17 protein-coding genes are annotated in these 18,459 nt (G+C 67.1%); 10 read left to right on the top strand and 7 right to left on the bottom strand.

Going from position 1 to position 18,459, the window contains the following annotated elements:
• Positions 1-2 precede the first annotated feature (2 nt).
• The 4 genes from ACTTAG_RS15475 to ACTTAG_RS15490 all read right to left on the bottom strand — a co-directional run bounded on the left by ACTTAG_RS15475 (position 3) and on the right by ACTTAG_RS15490 (position 4,067).
• On the bottom strand, positions 3-875 hold the full coding sequence (locus ACTTAG_RS15475) for a F0F1 ATP synthase subunit gamma (RefSeq protein ID WP_444463107.1): 873 nt from the start codon (positions 873-875) through the stop codon (positions 3-5).
• Positions 876-895: 20 nt separating this feature from the next.
• Complete coding sequence (atpA, locus tag ACTTAG_RS15480; RefSeq protein ID WP_444463108.1) at positions 896-2,425, bottom strand: F0F1 ATP synthase subunit alpha; 1,530 nt, start codon at positions 2,423-2,425, stop codon at positions 896-898.
• On the bottom strand, positions 2,426-2,986 hold the full coding sequence (locus tag ACTTAG_RS15485; RefSeq protein ID WP_444465262.1) for a F0F1 ATP synthase subunit delta: 561 nt from the start codon (positions 2,984-2,986) through the stop codon (positions 2,426-2,428). It lies immediately after the preceding gene.
• A gap of 322 nt (positions 2,987-3,308) precedes the next feature.
• Positions 3,309-4,067: a methyltransferase domain-containing protein gene (locus tag ACTTAG_RS15490; protein ID WP_444463109.1), complete on the bottom strand. Its 759-nt coding sequence runs from the start codon at positions 4,065-4,067 to the stop codon at positions 3,309-3,311.
• A gap of 60 nt (positions 4,068-4,127) precedes the next feature.
• Here ACTTAG_RS15490 and gloB point away from each other — a divergent pair, with 60 nt between their 5' ends.
• The 4 genes from gloB (at position 4,128) to rpsD (ending at position 9,384) form a co-directional block, all read left to right on the top strand.
• The gene (gene gloB, locus ACTTAG_RS15495; protein ID WP_444463110.1) at positions 4,128-4,898 is read left to right on the top strand and encodes a hydroxyacylglutathione hydrolase; all 771 of its coding nucleotides are present in this window, start codon (positions 4,128-4,130) and stop codon (positions 4,896-4,898) included.
• A gap of 175 nt (positions 4,899-5,073) precedes the next feature.
• Positions 5,074-7,395 (top strand): ATP-dependent Clp protease ATP-binding subunit ClpA, encoded by a 2,322-nt coding sequence (gene clpA / locus ACTTAG_RS15500; RefSeq protein ID WP_444463111.1) that lies wholly within the window; start codon positions 5,074-5,076, stop codon positions 7,393-7,395.
• 176 nt (positions 7,396-7,571) lie between these two features.
• Complete coding sequence (locus ACTTAG_RS15505; RefSeq protein ID WP_444463112.1) at positions 7,572-8,576, top strand: M23 family metallopeptidase; 1,005 nt, start codon at positions 7,572-7,574, stop codon at positions 8,574-8,576.
• 187 nt (positions 8,577-8,763) lie between these two features.
• Complete coding sequence (gene rpsD / locus ACTTAG_RS15510; protein ID WP_444463113.1) at positions 8,764-9,384, top strand: 30S ribosomal protein S4; 621 nt, start codon at positions 8,764-8,766, stop codon at positions 9,382-9,384.
• Between the two features lie 90 nt (positions 9,385-9,474).
• On the opposite strand, the gene ACTTAG_RS15515 is transcribed toward rpsD, so the two are convergent.
• Positions 9,475-9,870, bottom strand: coding sequence for a hypothetical protein (locus tag ACTTAG_RS15515; protein ID WP_444463114.1), 396 nt, complete (start codon positions 9,868-9,870; stop codon positions 9,475-9,477).
• 230 nt (positions 9,871-10,100) lie between these two features.
• On the opposite strand from ACTTAG_RS15515, the gene hisC reads away from it, so the two are divergent.
• From hisC to ACTTAG_RS15530, 3 genes are all read left to right on the top strand, one after another.
• Entirely contained in the window at positions 10,101-11,192 is a 1,092-nt protein-coding gene (hisC, locus tag ACTTAG_RS15520) for a histidinol-phosphate transaminase (RefSeq protein ID WP_444463115.1), read from the top strand.
• Complete coding sequence (locus ACTTAG_RS15525) at positions 11,189-12,118, top strand: prephenate/arogenate dehydrogenase family protein (RefSeq protein WP_444463116.1); 930 nt, start codon at positions 11,189-11,191, stop codon at positions 12,116-12,118. The genes hisC and ACTTAG_RS15525 overlap by 4 nt, the downstream gene beginning before the upstream one ends.
• A gap of 610 nt (positions 12,119-12,728) precedes the next feature.
• Positions 12,729-13,235 (top strand): extensin-like domain-containing protein, encoded by a 507-nt coding sequence (locus ACTTAG_RS15530; RefSeq protein ID WP_444463117.1) that lies wholly within the window; start codon positions 12,729-12,731, stop codon positions 13,233-13,235.
• Here ACTTAG_RS15530 and ACTTAG_RS15535 read toward each other — a convergent pair.
• Positions 13,223-14,212, bottom strand: a complete 990-nt coding sequence (locus tag ACTTAG_RS15535) for a DUF2125 domain-containing protein (RefSeq protein ID WP_444463118.1) — start codon at positions 14,210-14,212, stop codon at positions 13,223-13,225. The two genes, ACTTAG_RS15530 and ACTTAG_RS15535, sit on opposite strands and share 13 nt — an antisense overlap.
• Positions 14,213-14,272: 60 nt before the next feature.
• On the opposite strand from ACTTAG_RS15535, the gene ACTTAG_RS15540 reads away from it, so the two are divergent.
• The 3 genes from ACTTAG_RS15540 to ACTTAG_RS15550 are packed head-to-tail and all read left to right on the top strand — an operon-like array spanning position 14,273 to position 17,337.
• Positions 14,273-14,806: a gamma-glutamylcyclotransferase gene (locus ACTTAG_RS15540; protein ID WP_444463119.1), complete on the top strand. Its 534-nt coding sequence runs from the start codon at positions 14,273-14,275 to the stop codon at positions 14,804-14,806.
• A 58-nt stretch (positions 14,807-14,864) separates the two neighbouring features.
• Entirely contained in the window at positions 14,865-16,070 is a 1,206-nt protein-coding gene (locus ACTTAG_RS15545) for a biopolymer transporter ExbB (protein ID WP_444463120.1), read from the top strand.
• Between the two features lies 1 nt (position 16,071).
• Positions 16,072-17,337: a peptidoglycan -binding protein gene (locus tag ACTTAG_RS15550; RefSeq protein ID WP_444463121.1), complete on the top strand. Its 1,266-nt coding sequence runs from the start codon at positions 16,072-16,074 to the stop codon at positions 17,335-17,337.
• A 7-nt stretch (positions 17,338-17,344) separates the two neighbouring features.
• On the opposite strand, the gene ACTTAG_RS15555 is transcribed toward ACTTAG_RS15550, so the two are convergent.
• Positions 17,345-18,418, bottom strand: coding sequence for a Hint domain-containing protein (locus ACTTAG_RS15555; RefSeq protein WP_444463122.1), 1,074 nt, complete (start codon positions 18,416-18,418; stop codon positions 17,345-17,347).
• Positions 18,419-18,459: the final 41 nt, after the last annotated feature.

Genomic DNA, 18,459 nt, shown 5'->3' on the forward strand with positions numbered 1-18,459 from the left:
CGTCAGAGCGCCTCGGCGCCCGAGATGATTTCGATGAGCTCTTTGGTGATGGCGGCCTGACGCGAGCGGTTGAACTCGATGGTCAGACGGTCGATCATGTCGCCCGCGTTGCGGGTGGCATTGTCCATGGCCGACATCTGCGCCCCGTTGAAGGACGCATTGTTTTCCAGCAGCGCGGCAAAGATCGCCGTGGCCACCGCACGCGGCAGAAGCGCGGTCAGGATTTCCTGATCGCCCGGTTCGTAGTCATAGACCGCCGAGGCCGAGGCCGCATCGGTGTCGAACTGCGCCGGGATCACCTGCTTGGCGGTCGGCACCTGGCTGATCACGCTCTCGAAGGTCGAGAAGAAGATCGTCGCGACATCGTATTCGCCCGCCGCAAAGCGGTCGAGGATGTTTTGCGCGATCTTCTGTGCCACCGGGTAGCTCAGCTTCTTCACGTCGCTCAGGTCGATGTGGTCGATGTAATACTGACCCAGATCGCGGCGCAGCGCGTCGCGACCCTTCTTGCCGACGGTGAGGATCTTCACCGTCTTGCCCTGGGCCAGCAGTTCATTCGCCTTCGCCTTCGCGAGCTTCGCGATATTGGCGTTGAAGCCACCGCAAAGCCCACGCTCGCCCGTCATGACGACGAGAAGATGGACCTTGTCGGAGCCCGTGCCCGCAAGCAGGCGCGGCGCGCCGTCGGTCGAGCCCACCGCAGAGGCAAGGCTCGACATCACGGCGTTCATCCGCTCGGCATAGGGCCGGGCAGCTTCGGCGCTTTCCTGGGCGCGGCGAAGTTTCGCCGCCGCGACCATCTGCATCGCTTTCGTGATCTTGCGAGTGTTCTTGACACTCACGATCCGGTTCTTGAGGTCCTTAAGGCTGGGCATCTCCCTGTCCTTTCAGGCCGTCAAGCGAAGGTCTTGGCGAACTCGGCGATCGCGTCTTTGAGCTTCTTCTCGGCGTCGCCCTTGATCTTGGGGTCTTCCTTGGTGAGCCACTCAAGCACGTCCTTGCGGGTCGAGCGCAGATAGGCCAGCAGGCCTTTCTCGAACCGGCCGACATCTTTCACTGGCACGGCATCGAGGAAGCCGTTGGTGCCCGCGAAGATCACCGCCACGATTTCGGCGTTGGTCAGCGGCGAGTATTGCGGCTGCTTCATCAGCTCGGTCAGACGGGCACCGCGGTTCAGCAGCTTTTGCGTCGCGGCATCAAGGTCCGAACCGAACTGCGCAAAGGCGGCCATTTCGCGATACTGCGCGAGTTCCAGTTTCACCGGACCGGCCACCGATTTCATCGAGTTGGTCTGAGCCGACGAACCGACGCGCGAAACAGAAAGACCGGTGTTCACGGCCGGGCGGATGCCCTGGTAGAACAGTTCGGTTTCAAGGAAGATCTGGCCGTCGGTGATCGAGATCACGTTGGTCGGGATGAAGGCCGACACGTCGCCGCCTTGCGTTTCGATGACCGGCAGAGCGGTCAGCGACCCGGCGCCGAAGTCTTCGTTCAGTTTCGCCGAACGTTCCAGCAGGCGCGAGTGGAGATAGAACACGTCGCCCGGATAGGCTTCACGCCCCGGCGGGCGGCGCAGCAGCAGCGACATCTGGCGATAGGCCACGGCTTGCTTCGACAGGTCATCATAGATGATCAGCGCGTGCATGCCGTTGTCGCGGAAGTATTCCGCCATCGCGGTCGCCGAATAGGGGGCGAGGAACTGCATCGGCGCCGGGTCCGAAGCGGTCGCGGCGACGACGGTGGTATATTCCATCGCGCCGGCTTCTTCGAGCTTCTTCACCAGCTGGGCAACGGTCGAACGCTTTTGCCCGATGGCGACATAGAAGCAGTGCAGCTTGTTGCCCGGGTTGGCGTCGTTGTACGACTTCTGGTTCAGGATCGTGTCGAGCGCGATCGCGGTCTTGCCGGTCTGACGGTCGCCGATGATCAGCTCGCGCTGGCCGCGGCCGATCGGGATCATCGCGTCCACCGACTTGAGGCCGGTCGCCATCGGCTCATGCACCGATTTCCGCGGAATGATGCCCGGGGCTTTGACGTCGGCGATGCGACGCTCTTTCGCCACGATCGGGCCTTTGCCGTCGATCGGGTTGCCAAGGCCGTCCACGACGCGGCCGAGCAGGCCTTCGCCCGCCGGAACGTCCACGATGGCGTTGGTGCGCTTTACGGTGTCGCCTTCCTTGATGTCGCGGTCCGACCCGAAGATAACGATCCCGACGTTGTCGACTTCAAGGTTCAGCGCCATCCCGCGGATGCCGCCGGGGAATTCGACCATCTCGCCCGCCTGGACGTTGTCGAGCCCGTGCACGCGCGCGATACCGTCGCCGACCGAGAGCACGCGGCCCACTTCGGCGACCTGGGCATCCTGCCCGAAGTTCTTGATCTGCTCCTTGAGGATCGCAGAAATCTCAGCTGCTTGGATGCCCATTTATCCGACCTCTTTCATGGCGTTCTGAAGGGAAGCGAGTTTGGCTTTGACCGTGGTGTCGATCATGCGCGAACCCAGCTTGACGATCATGCCACCGATGAGGCTTTCATCGACGGCGACGTTCAGTTTGACGGTCTTGCCCGTCTGTTTCGCCAGCGTCGCCGCCAGCTTCTCGGCCTGCGCCGCGCTCAGCGCGGTGGCCGAGGTGACATCCGCGGTCATCTCGCCCTTGGCGTCGGCGATCGCGGCGGCCAGGCCCTTGAGCAGCTGCGGCAGCGCGAACAGACGGCGCTTCGTCGCCATCAGTTTCAGACCGTTGGCGAGCGGCGCCGACAGGCCCATCTTCACAGCCACCGCGGCGATCGCGGCGCCCTGCTCGTCGCGGGTATAGACCGGCGAGGAAATCAGGTCACGCAGCTCGGCCGAACCGGCCAGAGCGGCCGTCAGCGCGTCCACGTCGGCCGAGAGCGCGTCGATGCCCTTGGCCTCCTGCGCGAGGTCGAAGATGGCCGTGGCATAGCGCCCGGCAATGGCTGCGGAAATCGAAGCTGGTTCGGACACGTCCACCCTTCCGATGCTTTTGCCTCCGCACGCGGACGACCGGAACCAAACGTTCCGTCACCGATTCAGAGGCCCCCCTCGGCGCCCAAAATGATCTCGCGCGCCGCATTCGGGGTTGCGTCTAGCAGAGCAATGTGACCCTCGCAACCGTCTTGGCGGCATGAATCTACATCAGGCTGGCACATTTTCTGCACAGGTGCCGGGTGTTAGCGCAAAGGGTCGGAAACGCCTCCGCTGCGTCCCCCCACCGCAGGGCGAAGTGCCGCGGAAACCGGCTTTCCGGGGCGGGCGATTCTCGGCGCGGGTCCCGGCTGGCGGGCGGTCAGATCCGCCCCACCACGGGCTTCGGCGCGCCCTCAAGGATCGAGAGCGGCTTGCGCACCGCTGCGCCAAGCCCCGAGCGGCGCGGCGAATGCACCTGCTTGATCACCTCAAGCATCACCACCCCCGCCGCCAGATAGCCCGCCGCCCGTGTGCCGAGCCGTTCCCAGACCTCCGAGGAGCGCAGCCAGAACCGCCGCTGCGAGGGCGGAATGTACAGCGCCGCCGCCTGACGTTCCGGCGCAAACCCTACCCGTCGTGCCTGCGCCTCCAGCTGGCCCATCGTATAGGGGCGGCCAAAGCCGAAAGGCGTGGTTTCGCGCGGCGCCCAAAGCCCGACCCGGTTCGGCACGATGAAAAGCGCCCGCCCCCCGGGGCCAAGCGCGCGCCAGCATTCTTCCATCAGCGCATCGGGGTCGTCGGACACCTCAAGCCCGTGCAGCACCACCAGCCGGTCGATCATTCCGGTCTCGACCGGCCAGCCGGTTTCGGCGCACAGAACCGAGACATTGGGTTCGCCCGCGGGCCAGGGCATCACGCCCTGTTGCGCGGGCATCAGCCCGATCACCCGGCGCGCGGGGCCAAGATAGGGCCGCAAAAGCGGCACGGCGAAGCCATAGCCCGCCACCGTCAGCCCGGCCATCTCGGCGGGGGTGTCGGGCCAGAGTTCCACCACCTTGTCGCGGATCGCCTTTTGCGCCGTGCGCCCCAGCTGGGTGCGATAGTAGAAATCACGCAGGTCGAGCACGTCGAGATGCATTGCAGGTTGGCCTTCCTTGGGCGAAGCTGGGTCAGGATAGCGAAAGATGCGCAAAAGGCCATGACCCTCGAACTGACCCCGATCCCCTGTCTTGCCGACAATTACGCCTGGCTCTGGCATGATACCGCCACCGATACGGTGGTGGTGGTCGATGTCCCCGAGGCGGCGCCGGTGCTGAAGGTGCTGACCGAACGGGACTGGCAGCTGCACCACATCCTGATCACCCATCACCACGCCGATCACATCGCGGGCGTCGAGGCGCTGGCGCAGGCGACCGGGGCGAAGGTGGCGGGGGCCGCGGCCGATGCGCACCGGCTGCCGCCGCTCGACCATCCGGTGGCGCCGGGCGACGTGCTGGCGCTGGGGATGGAAACCGCGCAGGTGCTTGCCGCCGATGGCCATACGCTCGGCCATATCGCCTGGTATCTGCCCGGCGCCGGGCTGCTTTTTTCCGGCGACAGCCTGATGAGCTGGGGCTGCGGGCGGCTTTTCGAGGGCACGCCCGCGCAGATGTTTGACACGCTCACCCGTCTGGCGGCGCTGCCGCCCGAAACGCGGGTCTGTTCGGGGCATGAATACACCGTTTCGAACGGGCGTTTCGCGCTTGCTCTGGAGCCGGGCAACGGCCGTCTGCACGACCGGATGGACCGGGTGACGGCCTTGCGGCTGGCCGGGGAGCCAAGTTTGCCGGTGACCCTGGGCGAGGAACGGGCAACGAATCCCTTCCTGCGCAGTCATGACGCTGCGTTGCGCGCAGCTCTCGGCCTGCCCGAGGGGGCCGACCCGCTGGCCGTCTTCACCGAGGCGCGGGCCCGCAAGGACCGGTTCTGAAAGCACTTTCGCGCGCTGCCTGCGGATCGCGCGAAAGCCGCCCGCGCTGGTCACTTTTGCAACAGAGCGGCGAGAGGTGGAAAAAACACGCGCCCGGCCCTTGAAGCGCGGCGAAATCCACCGAAACTTAACCCTATGAGGCCAGTATCGGGAGACCCGAGGAAAGGAGCGCCGCATGCCTTCGTTTTCGACCACGCTCGAACAAGCAATTCACGCCGCACTGGCGCTGGCCAACACGCGCAAGCATGAGCTGGCGACGCTCGAACATCTGTTGCTCGCGTTGATCGACGAGCCCGACGCCAGCCGCGTGATGCGCGCCTGCGGCGTCGATCTTGACGAGTTGCGCACGACGCTGACCGAATTCATCGACGATGATCTGTCGACGCTCATCACCGAGGTCGAGGGGTCCGAGGCCGTTCCGACCGCCGCCTTCCAGCGGGTGATCCAGCGCGCCGCGATCCATGTGCAAAGCTCAGGCCGGACCGAGGTGACGGGGGCCAATGTCCTCGTCGCGATCTTCGCGGAACGGGAATCGAACGCGGCCTTCTTCCTGCAGGAACAGGACATGACCCGTTACGACGCGGTCAATTTCATCGCCCATGGCGTGGCCAAGGATCCGGCCTTCGGCGAAAGCCGTCCGGTCATCGGCGCCGAGGAAGAGACCGCCAAGGCCGAGGCCGCGCAACCGGGCGAGGCGAAGGAATCCGCGCTTGGCAAATACTGCGTGAACCTGAACCAGAAATCGCAGAAGGGCGACATCGACCCGCTGATCGGCCGCGCCGAAGAGGTCGAGCGCTGCATTCAGGTGCTCTGCCGCCGTCGCAAGAACAACCCGCTGCTGGTGGGCGATCCGGGCGTCGGCAAGACCGCCATCGCCGAGGGCCTCGCGCTGAAGATCACCCGTGGCGAGACGCCCGACATTCTGGCGCGCTCGACGATCTATTCGCTCGACATGGGGGCGCTGCTTGCTGGCACCCGCTATCGCGGCGATTTTGAGGAACGGCTGAAAGCGGTGATGAAGGAGCTCGAGGACCATCCCGATGCGATCCTCTTCATCGACGAGATCCATACGGTGATCGGCGCCGGGGCCACCTCGGGGGGCGCGATGGACGCCTCGAACCTGCTCAAACCCGCGCTGCAGGGTGGCAAGCTGCGCTGCATGGGCTCGACCACCTACAAGGAATTCCGCCAGCACTTCGAAAAGGACCGCGCCCTGAGCCGCCGGTTCCAGAAGATCGACGTGAACGAACCCTCGGTCGGCGACAGCATCAAGATCCTGATGGGGCTGAAACCCTATTTCGAGGAACATCACGACGTGCGCTACACCAATGACGCGATCAAGTCGGCGGTGGAACTGGCGGCGCGTTACATCCATGACCGCAAGCTGCCCGACAAGGCGATCGACGTGATCGACGAGGCGGGGGCGGCGCAGCATCTGCTGCCCGACAGCAAGAAGCGCAAGACTTTGGGCGCCAAGGAGATCGAAGCCGTCGTGGCGAAGATCGCCCGCATCCCGCCGAAAAGCGTGTCGAAAGACGATGCCGCGATCCTGCGCGATCTGGAAAAGACGCTCAAGCGCGTGGTCTTCGGTCAGGACAAGGCGATCGAGACGCTGGCCTCGGCGATCAAGCTGGCCCGGGCTGGTCTGCGCGAGCCGGAAAAGCCGATCGGCAACTATCTGTTCGCGGGTCCGACCGGCGTCGGCAAGACCGAGGTGGCGAAACAGCTGGCGAATACGCTGGGTGTGGAACTGCTGCGCTTCGACATGTCGGAATACATGGAGAAACACGCGGTCTCGCGGCTGATCGGCGCCCCTCCGGGCTATGTCGGCTTCGATCAGGGCGGGCTTCTGACCGATGGCGTCGATCAGCATCCGCATTGCGTGCTGCTGCTGGACGAGATCGAAAAGGCGCATTCGGATGTGTTCAACATCCTGCTGCAGGTGATGGACCACGGCAAGCTGACCGATCACAACGGTCGTCAGGTCGATTTCCGCAACGTGATCCTGATCATGACCTCGAACGCGGGGGCGGCCGAACAGGCGAAATCGGCGATCGGCTTTGGCCGCGAACGCCGCGAAGGCGAGGATACGGCGGCGATCGAACGCACCTTCACGCCGGAATTCCGCAACCGTCTGGATGCGGTGGTCAGCTTCGCGCCGCTGCCGCGCGACACGATCCTGCAGGTGGTGGACAAGTTCGTGCTGCAACTTGAAGCGCAGCTGATCGACCGCAACGTCCATATCGAGCTGACCCCCGAAGCCGCCGAATGGCTGGCGGTCAAGGGCTACGACGACAAGATGGGCGCGCGTCCGCTGGGCCGGGTCATTCAGGAGCACATCAAGAAGCCTCTGGCGGAAGAACTGCTCTTTGGCCGCCTGATCAAGGGCGGGGTGGTCCGGGTGACGGTGCGCGACGATGCGATCGCGCTCGATGTCGAAGAGCCGGGCAAACCGCGTCTTGCCGGCGCGAAGCCGCGGCTGCTGCCCGCGGGCTGAGCTTTGGCCGCGGGCTGAGCTTTGGCCGCGGGCTGAGCTTCGGCCGCGGCGGATCGGCGCTACCGCTCACATGCGGGGAAGCGCGCCCAAGGACGCGTGACCGGGTCAACATCGCTGTGCTACGCTTTTCAGGCGCTCCCTCGGGGGCGCCTGTTCTTCTTCGCGGAGAAATTGCGATGCCTCTCGTCTCTCTTCGCCAGTCCGACCGCCGCGCCGTCTTTCTGGCGCTCGCCCTTGGCCTCGCCACCCTGCCCGGCGCCGTCCGGGCGCAGGATATCGTGCTGAAACAGCCGATCGCCTGCACCCTGGGCGAGACCTGTTACATCCAGCATTACCTCGATCACGACCCCGGTCCGGCGCTGCGCGATTTCGGCTGCGGCACCGCGACCTATCAGGGCCATGACGGCACCGATTTCGCCTTGCCGACCTTGGCCGCAATGGCGGCGGGCGTCGAGGTGCTGGCCGCCGCGCCGGGCCGTGTCCGGGCCGTCCGCGACGGCGAGACGGATGGCGCCTTTGCCGCCGGGGCCAGCGTCCAGGACAAGGAATGCGGCAATGGCGTGCTGATCGACCATGGCGGCGGCTGGCAGACGCAATATTGCCATCTGAAACAGGGCTCGGTTGCGGTGCAGCCGGGCACGAAGGTCGCCGCAGGCACGAGGCTTGGCCAGGTCGGCATGTCGGGCAAGGCGGAATTCCCGCATCTGCATCTGGCCCTGCGCCACGACGGCGTCGACATCGACCCGTTCCAGCCCGACCCCGCGGCCGCCTGCGGTCCCGCGCCCGGCCGCACGCTCTGGCAGGACCCGCCCGGCTATGTCGGCGGCGGCCTGTTGCAGGCGGCGCTGACCGATACCCCGCCCGCTTTCGATGCGGTGAAGGCCGGTCTGGCCCCGCAAGACACCCTGCCCGCCACGGCCGGGGCGCTTGTGCTTTGGCTTTACGGCTATGACAGCCGCGCGGGCGACGTGGTGAGACTGACCATCACCGGCCCCGGGGGCTTTGCCTTTTCGCATGACGAGACGCTTGAAAAACCGCAGGCGCTGTTCTTCCGCTACGCGGGCAAGCGCGCCCCCGCGGGTGGCTTCGCCCCCGGCCGCTACGAGGCCAGTGTCACCCACAGCCGCGACGGCGCCGAGATCGGCCGCAAGACGGTCTCCGTCACCCTTGCCGCGCCTTGACCCACGAAAGCGGCGCCGGGGGCGTTGACTCTGGCCGCGGCCTCTGTATAAGCCCCCCATCCCGGCAGCGGCGACGCTTGCCGGGGCTTTCATTGGTGTTGGTGGACCCCGCAAGGGGAAGCCTGTCGCCCAAACCGCAAGGGGAGGGAAAGGACAACGCCCTTCACAGTCAAGAAGGAGATCAGCGATGACCAAACGCACCGCTGCCAAGTACAAGATCGACCGCCGCATGGGCGAAAACATCTGGGGCCGCGCCAAGTCGCCGCTGAACAAGCGTGACTACGGTCCGGGCCAGCACGGCCAGCGCCGCAAGAACAAGCTGTCGGATTTCGGCACCCAGCTGCGCGCCAAGCAGAAGCTCAAGGGCTACTACGGCGATCTGACCGAAAAGCAATTCCGCAAGATCTACACCGAGGCCGAACGGGTCAAGGGCGACACCGGCGAAAACCTGATCGGCCTGCTCGAGCGCCGTCTGGACGCCATCGTCTACCGCGCCAAATTCGTGCCGACGATCTTCGCCGCGCGTCAATTCGTGAACCACGGCCACGTCACCGTGAACGGCGCCCGCGTCAACATCGCCTCCTACCGCGTCAAGGAAGGCGACGTGATCGCCGTCCGTGACCGTTCGAAGCAACTGGCGATCGTCCTCGAAGCCGCCCAGTCGGGCGAGCGCGACGTGCCGGATTACCTCGAAGTCGACCATTCGAAAATGACCGCGACCTTCGTGCGCACCCCGGGCCTCAGCGACGTGCCCTATCCGGTGCACATGGAACCGAACCTGGTCGTCGAATTCTACGCGAAGAACTGATCCGGTTCTTCATGCCCCAAACGAATGGCCGCCCTTCGGGGCGGCCTTTTGCTGTCCGGATCAGTGGTCGGGCCGGTTTGGCCCCTCGGCTCAACCGCCAAGGTTCACGCCGCGCAGGACCGCGCTGCCGCCCGAGAAATCCCCGCGCCGCAGATAGGTGCCATAGGCGCCGTCCGCCAGTTTCTCCAGATAGTGCCGCATCGCCCCGGGGCTGGTCAGCCGCGGATGCACCCGGTCCCCGGAATTCAGCGCGATCGTCTCGACCGAGCGCAGCACCGCCCGTTCGGTCGCCGCACTCCAGCGGCCATCGGGATCGGCCAGATAGAGATCGACCTCGGCCAGTTCGGCCTGCACGGCGACGCGGGTCTCTTCGGGCAGGGTGTGAAAGGCGGCGCGCAGATCGCCCGCCGCGGCGGATCCCGCCGAAAGCAGACCCAGACCGCAGATGACAGCCGCAAACATGCCGTTGCGAAGTTGACTATTCATGTCGGACCTTCTCATATTAACTGACCGCTCATCTTTGAGGCCCCGAATGTGGCACCAAACGGCGGAGGAGAGGGCAATATCGCGCGTATCCGCTAAAATTTTCCTAAAATCCGCATCGGCGCTGCGGTCTGAGGGCATCACTCGCGGTCACAGGCGGGTTTGGCGCCGAAACAGCGCTTCCCATGCGGCTTTCGCGCCGCTATTGAGGCATCCAGGACAAGGACCTCAGCATGACAGACCCGATCCGCCCCCAGCCCGGCATCCTCGACATCGCCCTTTACGAGGGCGGCGCCTCGCATGTGGCCGGCATCACCGATGCGATCAAGCTCAGCTCGAACGAGAACCCGCATGGCGCCTCGGACCGCGCCAAGGAGGCGTTTTCGCGCACCGTGCACAAGCTGCACCGCTACCCTTCCACCGACCATGCCGCTTTGCGTCAGGCGATTGGCGACGTGCACGGGCTTGACCCTGCGCGGATCATCTGCGGCGTCGGCTCGGATGAAATCATCCGCATGATCGTCAATGCCTATGCCGGGCCGAAGGACGAGGTGGTGCACAGCGAACACGGCTTCCTGATGTATCGCATCGCGGCTTTGGGCGCGGGGGCGACGCCGGTTTCGGTGCCCGAACGCGAACGCACGCTGGATGTGGATGCGATCCTGAAGGCCTGCGGGAAGAAGACGAAGCTTGTCTTCATCGCCAATCCGAACAACCCGACCGGCACGATGGTCGGTCTGGCGGAACTGGAACGGCTGGCGGCGGGGATTCCGAAACAGGCGATGCTGATCATCGACAGCGCCTATGCGGAATATGTCGAGGGCTATGACGGCGGCGCCGATCTTGCCACCCGTCTGCCCAACGTGATGATGACGCGCACCTTTTCCAAGATCTACGGGTTGGGTGGGCTGCGCATCGGCTGGGGCTATGGCCCGAAAGACATCATCGACGTGCTCAACCGCATCCGCGATCCGTTCAACCTCTCGACCTCGCAGCTGGAAACGGCCGAGGCGGCGGTGCGCGATCAGGACTGGGTCGCCCAGTCGCGGTCGGAAAACGCACGTCTGCGGCATTGGCTGTCCGAGGCTCTGGCCGAACGCGGGGTGCCCAACGACACCTCGATGGCGAATTTCGTGCTGGCGCGGTTCGGTTCGGAAGCCGAGGCCGAGGCCTGCGACGAATTCCTGAAAAAGGACGGGCTGATCGTGCGGCGCGTGGCGAGTTACGGCCTGCCGCATTGCCTGCGCATCACGGTGGGCGACGAGCCCTCGTGCCGGCGCGTGGCGCATATGATCGGTCTGTTCAAGGCGGGCGCTTCCGCATGACACACTACAAGCGCGTCGCCCTGATCGGGCTGGGGCTGATTGCCTCCTCGATGGCGCATGCGATGCGTGAAAAGGGTCTGGCGGGCGAGATCGTCGGCCATGCGAAATCCGCCGAGACCCGGGCGACGGCGCTGGACATCGGCCTGTGCGACCGGGTCTTCGACACTGCCGCCGAAGCGGTCAAGGGCGCCGATCTGGTGGTGCTTTGCGTGCCGGTGGGGGCGATGGCGGCGATTGCCGCCGAGATCGCGCCCCATCTGGCGCCCGGCGCCACCGTGACCGATGTCGGCTCGGTCAAGCAGGCGGTAATCGAAGCCGTGGCCCCGCACATGCCCGAACATGTGCAGTTCATCCCCGGTCACCCTTTGGCGGGGACCGAACATTCCGGGCCGCGGTCCGGTTTTGCGACGCTTTTCGTCAACCGCTGGTGGCTGCTGACGCCGCTTGAGGGCAACGACCCGGCCGCCGTGACCCGGCTGAAGGGGTTCCTGACTGCAATGGGCGCCAATGTCGACGAGATGGAGGTGGCCCGGCACGATCTGGTTCTGGCCGTCGTCTCGCATACGCCGCACCTGATCGCCTATACGATGGTGGGCGTCGCCGACCATCTGCGCCGGGTGACGCAGGAAGAGGTGATCAAATACTCCGCCTCGGGCTTTCGCGATTTCACCCGCATCGCGGCGTCCGACCCGACGATGTGGCGCGACGTGTTCCTGACCAACAAGGAAGCGACGCTCGACATTCTGGGCCGCTTCACCGAGGAACTGTTCATGCTGCAACGCGCCATCCGCATGGGGGATGGGCAGATGCTGTTCGACTATTTCACCGAGACCCGGGCGATCCGCCGCGGCATCATCGAAGCCGGTCAGGACACCGCCGCCCCCGATTTCGGCCGCGTGCCGCCGCCGAAGGCGGAGACGCGCTGATGCGCCGCCATCGGAGCCTTGCGCTGGCGCTGATCCTGGCGCTGGCGTGCGGTCCCGTTGCGGCCGAAACCCTGAAGACCTCGCCCCGGCCCCTGCCCCGCCCGTCGGCCCCGGCGGCCGAGACCGAGACCGCGTCGGCCCCCCGCCCCGACCCCGCGGCCCAGACCCGAGGCGACCCCGGGCGGGGTGGTGCTGCCTTCCGCGGGCGCTGCGGCCGCCCCCCTGCCCCCAACCGCCCCCTTGCCCGAAGCCGCCCCCCTGCCCCCGGCCGATCCGCGCCTTGCCGGGGTCCGCCCGAAACCGCGCCCAGAGGGGCTGGTCGGGTTTCCCCCGCCCGGGATGGCGACCGAGACCGATGCCGCCATCTCTGCCGATCCGCGCCTGGCCGAAATCCGTCCGCTCCCCCGTCCCGAGGGGCTGGGGGCCACCCCGCCCCCCGCCGTTGCGGCCCCCGCAGAGGCCCCCGTTGCCGCAGCCGCGCCGAAACCGCCGCCGGGCGGGGTGCTGTCGCGGCTTTTCGGCGCCCCGCGCAAACGCAACGCCCCCGAAGACAAGACACCGGCCCCCCGCGCCGCAACCGGAGCAGAGCCAGCGCGGCGCGGTCTGCGGCGTGCCCGGGCTGATCGGGCAGAAGGTGGCGCCGATCGGCAATGGCGGGCGCGGTTCGGGCTGCGGCATCGCCGAGCCGGTCCGGATCACCTCGGTTTCCGGCATCAGGCTGTCGCAGCCGATGACCGTCGATTGCGAGACCGCCACCGCCTTCAAGCGCTGGGTCGATCGCGGCATCGTTCCCGCGGTGGGCGGCAAGGGCGGTGGCATCGCGAAACTGGATGTGGGCCCGGGCTATGTCTGCCGTCCGCGCAACAACCAGCGCGGTGCGAAACTGTCGGAACACGGCCGCGGCAAGGCGATCGACCTGATGGGGCTGGTGCTGAAGAACGGCCAGAGCCTTGATGTGAAGACGGGCTGGAAAAGTCAGCCGCGCATCCTCAAGGCGATCCATGCCGCGGCCTGCGGTCCCTTCGGCACGGTGCTGGGGCCCAAGGCCGACCGCTACCATCAGGACCACATCCATGTGGACACGAAGCGCTACCGCTCGGGCAGTTACTGCCGCTGAAGGCGCGGCGCGGGGCCAAGCGGGATCGCGGCAAGGCTCATCCGGCCGTTGGCGAAGGACAGCGGCAGCCGCACCGATCCGTCCGGGCTTTGCTGCGCCAGATAATCGCCCATGGCTTCCAGCATCGCCCCGCGTTCGGCCGGGATCAGCCCCGCCGCAAGGCCCAGATCGAGCCAGACCGGAAAATCGGACAGCGCAATCGTCAGCGTGCCCTCGGGCCAGCCCGCGGGGGTGACGGCCAGACGGCCGGAGAGGCCGATCCGGTGGCCGCCCCAGAGCAAGTCGGCCCGGCGCAGATCCAGCGCCGTCAGCGCGGCGGGCGCGGTGGCAAGCAGCGCCAGCGGTTGCGCGTATTCCACCCCGGCCTCCAGCGCCAACGCGTCAAGCCGGTCGGGCAAGGGACGGGCAAGCCCCGCCTGACGGCTGAGCGCGGCGGCAAGGCCGGGCGGCAGCGCCGGGGCGGCGATCTTGCCGCTCAGCCGATAGGCGCGCGGATCGGCCGTCGGCAGCAGCGACAGCACCACGCTTTCGGCGGCGAGCGAGGGGGCCTTGGCCGCCTCGATCCGCAGCGCCGGGCTGTCCATCCGCAGCGCGACCCCGGCCAGCGGCAGATCGCGGCCGGGGCTGAGATCGAGCTGCAGCGCCGCCGTCTTTCCCGTCATCTCGAAGGGCAGGCCCTGCCAGCGGATCCGTTGCGGCAGCGGCAGATCAAGCCGCCAGGACAGCGGGTTCCAGACCGGCGCCGTCACCTGCGCCTGATCCAGCGCAACGCCCGGCAGGCCCGCCGGGTCCCAGCGCGGCGCCTCGATCCGCACACCGATCCGGGCGGGAAAGCCCGTGGCTTCGATCGCCGCGGCCCCGACCGTTTCAGAGCCCGCAACCGCCCCGCGCAGCCAGGCCGCCATCCCCTGCCCCGCGCCCCAATCGGCCAGCGCCAGCCCGCCCGCCAGAACCGCGCCCCAAACCCAAAACCGCATCGCAACCCCTTCCCAACCATCGACCTTCCTTTTATCCCCGGTCGGAAAGGAGGGCCAGCCATGCCCGAGGCGCTTTGGATTTTCGGCTACGGATCGCTGATCTGGGACCCCGGTTTTACCCCGGCCGAGGCGGTTCCGGCCCGGCTGGAGGGCTGGCATCGCAGCTTTTGCATGTATTCGATCCATTTCCGCGGCACGCCCGCGGCGCCGGGTCTGGTGCTGGCGCTGGATGCGGCCGCGGGCGCCCATTGTCTGGGCCTGGCGCTGCGGGTGGCCACGGCCGAGGCGGAGCGGGTGCTGGCCGAGATCCGCGCCCGCGAGCTGATTTCCGACGCCTATCTGGAACGCGCGCTGCCGGTGACGCTCTCCGACGGGCGGCAGGTCACGGCGATCACCTATGTGATCGACCGGGCCGGGCCGCAATATTGCACCCTTGATCCCGAGGCGCAGGCACAGACCATCGCCCGGGCCCATGGCGCGCGCGGTCCGAACCGCGAATACCTGTTCAACACTGCCGCGCATCTGGCCAGCCTCGGCCTTGCCGATCCGGATCTGGAGGCGCTGGCCGCACGGGTGCGTGTGCTTCCGGCTTGAGGCTTGGCAGGGGGGTCAACGCGGCCTATCCTCGCAGCAACGAGCAAAGAGGCAGAACATGCGCGCACCGGCCCGGGTCCAGCCCCCGCAGTTTTCGCAACCCGTCCGACAGATCGTCTCGATGCTGGCGGTGCTGGTCCTTGTCGGCACGGGCGGGTTCTTCGCTTATGCCCGCATCTATCCGATCTTTCAAAGCAATCCCTGGCTGAACGGGCTGATCGGCGGGGTCTTCGTGCTGGGCGTGCTGGGCTGCTTCTGGCAGGTGGCGCAGCTGGTGAAAGCCGTCAGCTGGATCGAAAGCTTCACCGCCGACCGCCCCGGCCGGCCGCTCTATCGCCCGCCGCAAATGCTGGTGCCCTTGGCCGCGCTTCTGGGCCGGGGCGGCGCCAGCCGGACCATCGCCACCACCGCCGCCCGTTCGATCCTCGAATCGGTCGCCGCGCGCATCGACGAGGCCCGCGACATCACCCGCTACCTGTCGAACCTGCTGATTTTTCTGGGTCTTCTGGGCACGTTCTACGGCCTTGCCACCACCGTTCCGGGCGTCGTCGACACCATCCGCGCGCTGGCCCCGCAAGAGGGAGAGCCCGCCACAGCGGTCTTTTCGCGGCTGATGACCGGGCTCGAAGGCCAGCTGGGTGGCATGGGCACGGCCTTTTCCTCGTCGCTGCTGGGGCTTGCGGGGTCGCTGGTCGTGGGCTTGCTGGAACTCTTCGTGACGCATGGGCAGAACCGTTTTTACGGCGAGCTGGAGGATTGGATTTCCTCGATCACCCGGCTGAGCTTCGCCACCGCCGAGACCGAAGGCGCGGGCGAGGCTTCGGCCGTGGCGGGGGTGCTTGACCACATGGCCGAGCAGATGGACGCGCTGCAGACGCTGTTCATTCGCGCCGAACAGGCCCGCAGCCAGACCGAGACGCGGCTTGCGCAGCTGACGCAGGGCTTTGCCGATCTGGCGCAAAGGCTGGGGGCCGAGGTCGAGAGCCGCGCCGGACAGGCCGAGGCCCTGGCGCAGATGGCCGAGGGGCAGGAGCGGCTGATCGCGGCGCTGGACCGGCTGGCCGAACAAAGCGCCGCCGACCGCCATGCCGAGATGGATGTCGATGCGGAAATGCGGATGCGGCTGCGCTCGATCGACCTGCAGATGTCGCGGATGCTGGAGGAAGTCTCTGCCGGGCGGCAGGAGAGCATGGCCGATATCCGCAATGATTTCGCGGCCTTGACGCGGGCGCTTCTGGCCCGCGCCCGCGGCGGGGAGGGCTGAGATGGCGCTGTCCAGCCGTCGCGGGCAACGCTTTTCCAGCACGGTCTGGCCCGGCTTCGTCGATGCGATGGGCGCGCTGCTGATGGTGCTGATCTTCGTGCTGTCGATCTTCATGATCGTGCAATCCATGTTGCGCGACACGATCACCACGAAGGATCACGAGCTGGACGCGCTGTCCGCGCAGGTCGCGGGGCTGGCGCAGGCGCTTTCCTTGGAACAGGCGCAGACCGAGGCGCTGACCGGGCGGCTGCAGGCGGCGGGGGCGCGGATCACCGCCTTCGAGGCGCAAGTGGCGGGGCTTTTGGCCGACAAGACGGCGCAGGAAGCGGTGATCGCGGGCCTGCAGGGTGATCTGAAAACCTCGGACACGGCTTTGGCGGCGGCGCGGTTGCAGCTTGATGCGGCCCGCCAAAAGGCCGAAGAAACGCTGACGCTGCTGGCCGCGGCCGAGGCGGCGCAAAAGGATCTGCAGGGCAAGCTGGATCAGCAGCTGAGCGCGGCGGAGAAACAGGCGGCGCTGCAGGCCGTGGCGGAAAAGACGCTGGCCGAGACGCGGGCGGAAAGCGATCGCAAGGCGGAACAGGTCGCGCTGCTCAATCAGCAGGTGGCGGCTTTGCGCGGACAGCTGGCGGATCTGCAGGCGGTTCTGGACGCGGCCAAGGCCCGGGATACGGAAGCCAAGGTGCAGGTCGAGGCGCTGGGAAGCCAGCTCAACACGGCGCTTGCGCAGGTGGCGGCAGAGCAGAAACGCCGCGCCGCGCTGGAGGAGGAGGCGCGCAAGAAGGCCGAAGCCGAGGCGCAGGATCTGGCGCGCTATCGCTCGGAATTCTTCGGCCGGATGTCGCAACTGCTGGAGGGGCGCGCAGGCGTGCGGGTGGTGGGCGACCGCTTCGTGTTTTCATCCGAGGTGCTGTTTCAACCCGGCTCGGCCGATCTGTCGCCCGAGGGGCAGGCGCAGATTTCCCGTGTGGCCGAGACCTTCCGCGAATTGGCATCCGAGATCCCGCCAGAAATCGACTGGGTGCTGGAGGTGGACGGCTTCACCGATGACACGCCGCTGTCGGGTCAGGGCGCGTTCAAGGACAACTGGGAGCTGTCGCAGGCGCGCGCGCTTTCGGTGGTGAAATATCTGATCGAGGCGCAGGGCTTTGCGCCGAAGCGGCTGGCCGCGGCGGGTTTTGGCGAATTCCGCCCGGTGGCGGCGGGCACAAGCCCCGAGGCCCGGGCGCAGAACCGCCGCATCGAGCTGAAGCTGACGGAACGGTGACCTTGCGTCAAGCCGCCAGATCGTGGCACAGGATCGCCGCTTCCGAGGCGCTCAGCAGCCGCCGCGCAAAGGGGCCATAGCGCATCGGATCGGCCTCAAGGCCCGGGAAAACCCGCGCCAGCGCCCGCCGCTGATCTTCGGCGAGGCTCCCGATCTCGGTCGCGGCGGGGTGGAAGCTTTCGGTCTCGACCCCGTTCGCCCGGATCACCTGATGACGCGCGAACAAAAGATGCAGATAGGTCACCTCGGGCAGGCGGGTCTCGACCCGCACCGCGCCATGGCCCACCAGATCCATCGCCTGCACCAGCACCTCGGGCTCGTTGAACAGCGCCCGCGCCGCGGGGCCGCGGATCAACAGCCGGTGCTGCGGCGACACCAGCAGATCCGCCCCGGGGCGGATCAGGCCAAGCGCCCCCGCCCCGAACCGAACCGGGCGCAGATGCGGCAGCGCGTAAAGCCGGGCGCCGCTCATCCGCCGCGATCCGATCCACAAAAGCTCCTGCGGGCCGTCATCGCGGGTCAGCACCTTCTCGCCGGGCCGCAGCATCTCGACCGGGCGCGGACCGGCGGGCGTGTCGATCAGGGTTCCGGGGGTGAAACAGATCACCCCGGGCTCCGGCAGATGGCGCTGGCTGTCCGGGCGCGGATCGACGCGGCTTTCGACCAGCCACAGATCGGTGTCGCGCGGCGGCATCCGGCCCGCAAACATCAAAAGACGCGCGCGGGCCTCGGGCAGTTCGACCAGCGTGATGGTATAGGCCCGGATGCCGTCGGTCACGACAAAGCTTTGATCGGGAAGGTCGGGCAGATCGGCACTGGCGCGAAAGGCGGCGCTGTCGCCGCCCTTGATCGCGACGCCCAGCAATCGGCGCACCACCCGGGCAGCGCGTTGGCGCAGCGCCTCGCTGCCCTCGGCGCCGGTCAGCACCAGCACGTCGGCCGGGCCATCGACCCGCAAGGCCTCGCCGTGCCAGCGCCAGCACGCCCCGGTCGCAAGGCTGTCGACCGGGGCCGCAAATGCGCCGTCGATCTCGGTCTGGTCCCACGATATCACGAAGGTGCCCAGATAGCCCGGCTTCATTGCCTGTATGTCCTGCCTCGATGCATGGATCTTCTGATCCT

The sequence above is a fragment of the Rhodobacter capsulatus genome (assembly GCF_052363185.1).
In the GTDB taxonomy this organism is placed as follows: domain Bacteria; phylum Pseudomonadota; class Alphaproteobacteria; order Rhodobacterales; family Rhodobacteraceae; genus Rhodobacter; species Rhodobacter capsulatus_E.

Bases quoted from the DNA above. Each gene is read 5' to 3' on its own strand.
- ACTTAG_RS15475 (WP_444463107.1), bottom strand. From the start codon at position 875: ATGCCCAGCCTTAAGGACCTCAAGAACCGGATCGTGAGTGTCAAGAAC.
- atpA (WP_444463108.1), bottom strand. From the start codon at position 2,425: ATGGGCATCCAAGCAGCTGAGATTTCTGCGATCCTCAAGGAGCAGATC.
- ACTTAG_RS15490 (WP_444463109.1), bottom strand. From the start codon at position 4,067: ATGCATCTCGACGTGCTCGACCTGCGTGATTTCTACTATCGCACCCAG.
- gloB (WP_444463110.1), top strand. From the start codon at position 4,128: ATGACCCTCGAACTGACCCCGATCCCCTGTCTTGCCGACAATTACGCC.
- clpA (WP_444463111.1), top strand. From the start codon at position 5,074: ATGCCTTCGTTTTCGACCACGCTCGAACAAGCAATTCACGCCGCACTG.
- ACTTAG_RS15505 (WP_444463112.1), top strand. From the start codon at position 7,572: ATGCCTCTCGTCTCTCTTCGCCAGTCCGACCGCCGCGCCGTCTTTCTG.
- rpsD (WP_444463113.1), top strand. From the start codon at position 8,764: ATGACCAAACGCACCGCTGCCAAGTACAAGATCGACCGCCGCATGGGC.
- ACTTAG_RS15515 (WP_444463114.1), bottom strand. From the start codon at position 9,870: ATGAATAGTCAACTTCGCAACGGCATGTTTGCGGCTGTCATCTGCGGT.
- hisC (WP_444463115.1), top strand. From the start codon at position 10,101: ATGACAGACCCGATCCGCCCCCAGCCCGGCATCCTCGACATCGCCCTT.
- ACTTAG_RS15525 (WP_444463116.1), top strand. From the start codon at position 11,189: ATGACACACTACAAGCGCGTCGCCCTGATCGGGCTGGGGCTGATTGCC.
- ACTTAG_RS15535 (WP_444463118.1), bottom strand. From the start codon at position 14,212: ATGCGGTTTTGGGTTTGGGGCGCGGTTCTGGCGGGCGGGCTGGCGCTG.
- ACTTAG_RS15540 (WP_444463119.1), top strand. From the start codon at position 14,273: ATGCCCGAGGCGCTTTGGATTTTCGGCTACGGATCGCTGATCTGGGAC.
- ACTTAG_RS15545 (WP_444463120.1), top strand. From the start codon at position 14,865: ATGCGCGCACCGGCCCGGGTCCAGCCCCCGCAGTTTTCGCAACCCGTC.
- ACTTAG_RS15550 (WP_444463121.1), top strand. From the start codon at position 16,072: ATGGCGCTGTCCAGCCGTCGCGGGCAACGCTTTTCCAGCACGGTCTGG.
- ACTTAG_RS15555 (WP_444463122.1), bottom strand. From the start codon at position 18,418: ATGAAGCCGGGCTATCTGGGCACCTTCGTGATATCGTGGGACCAGACC.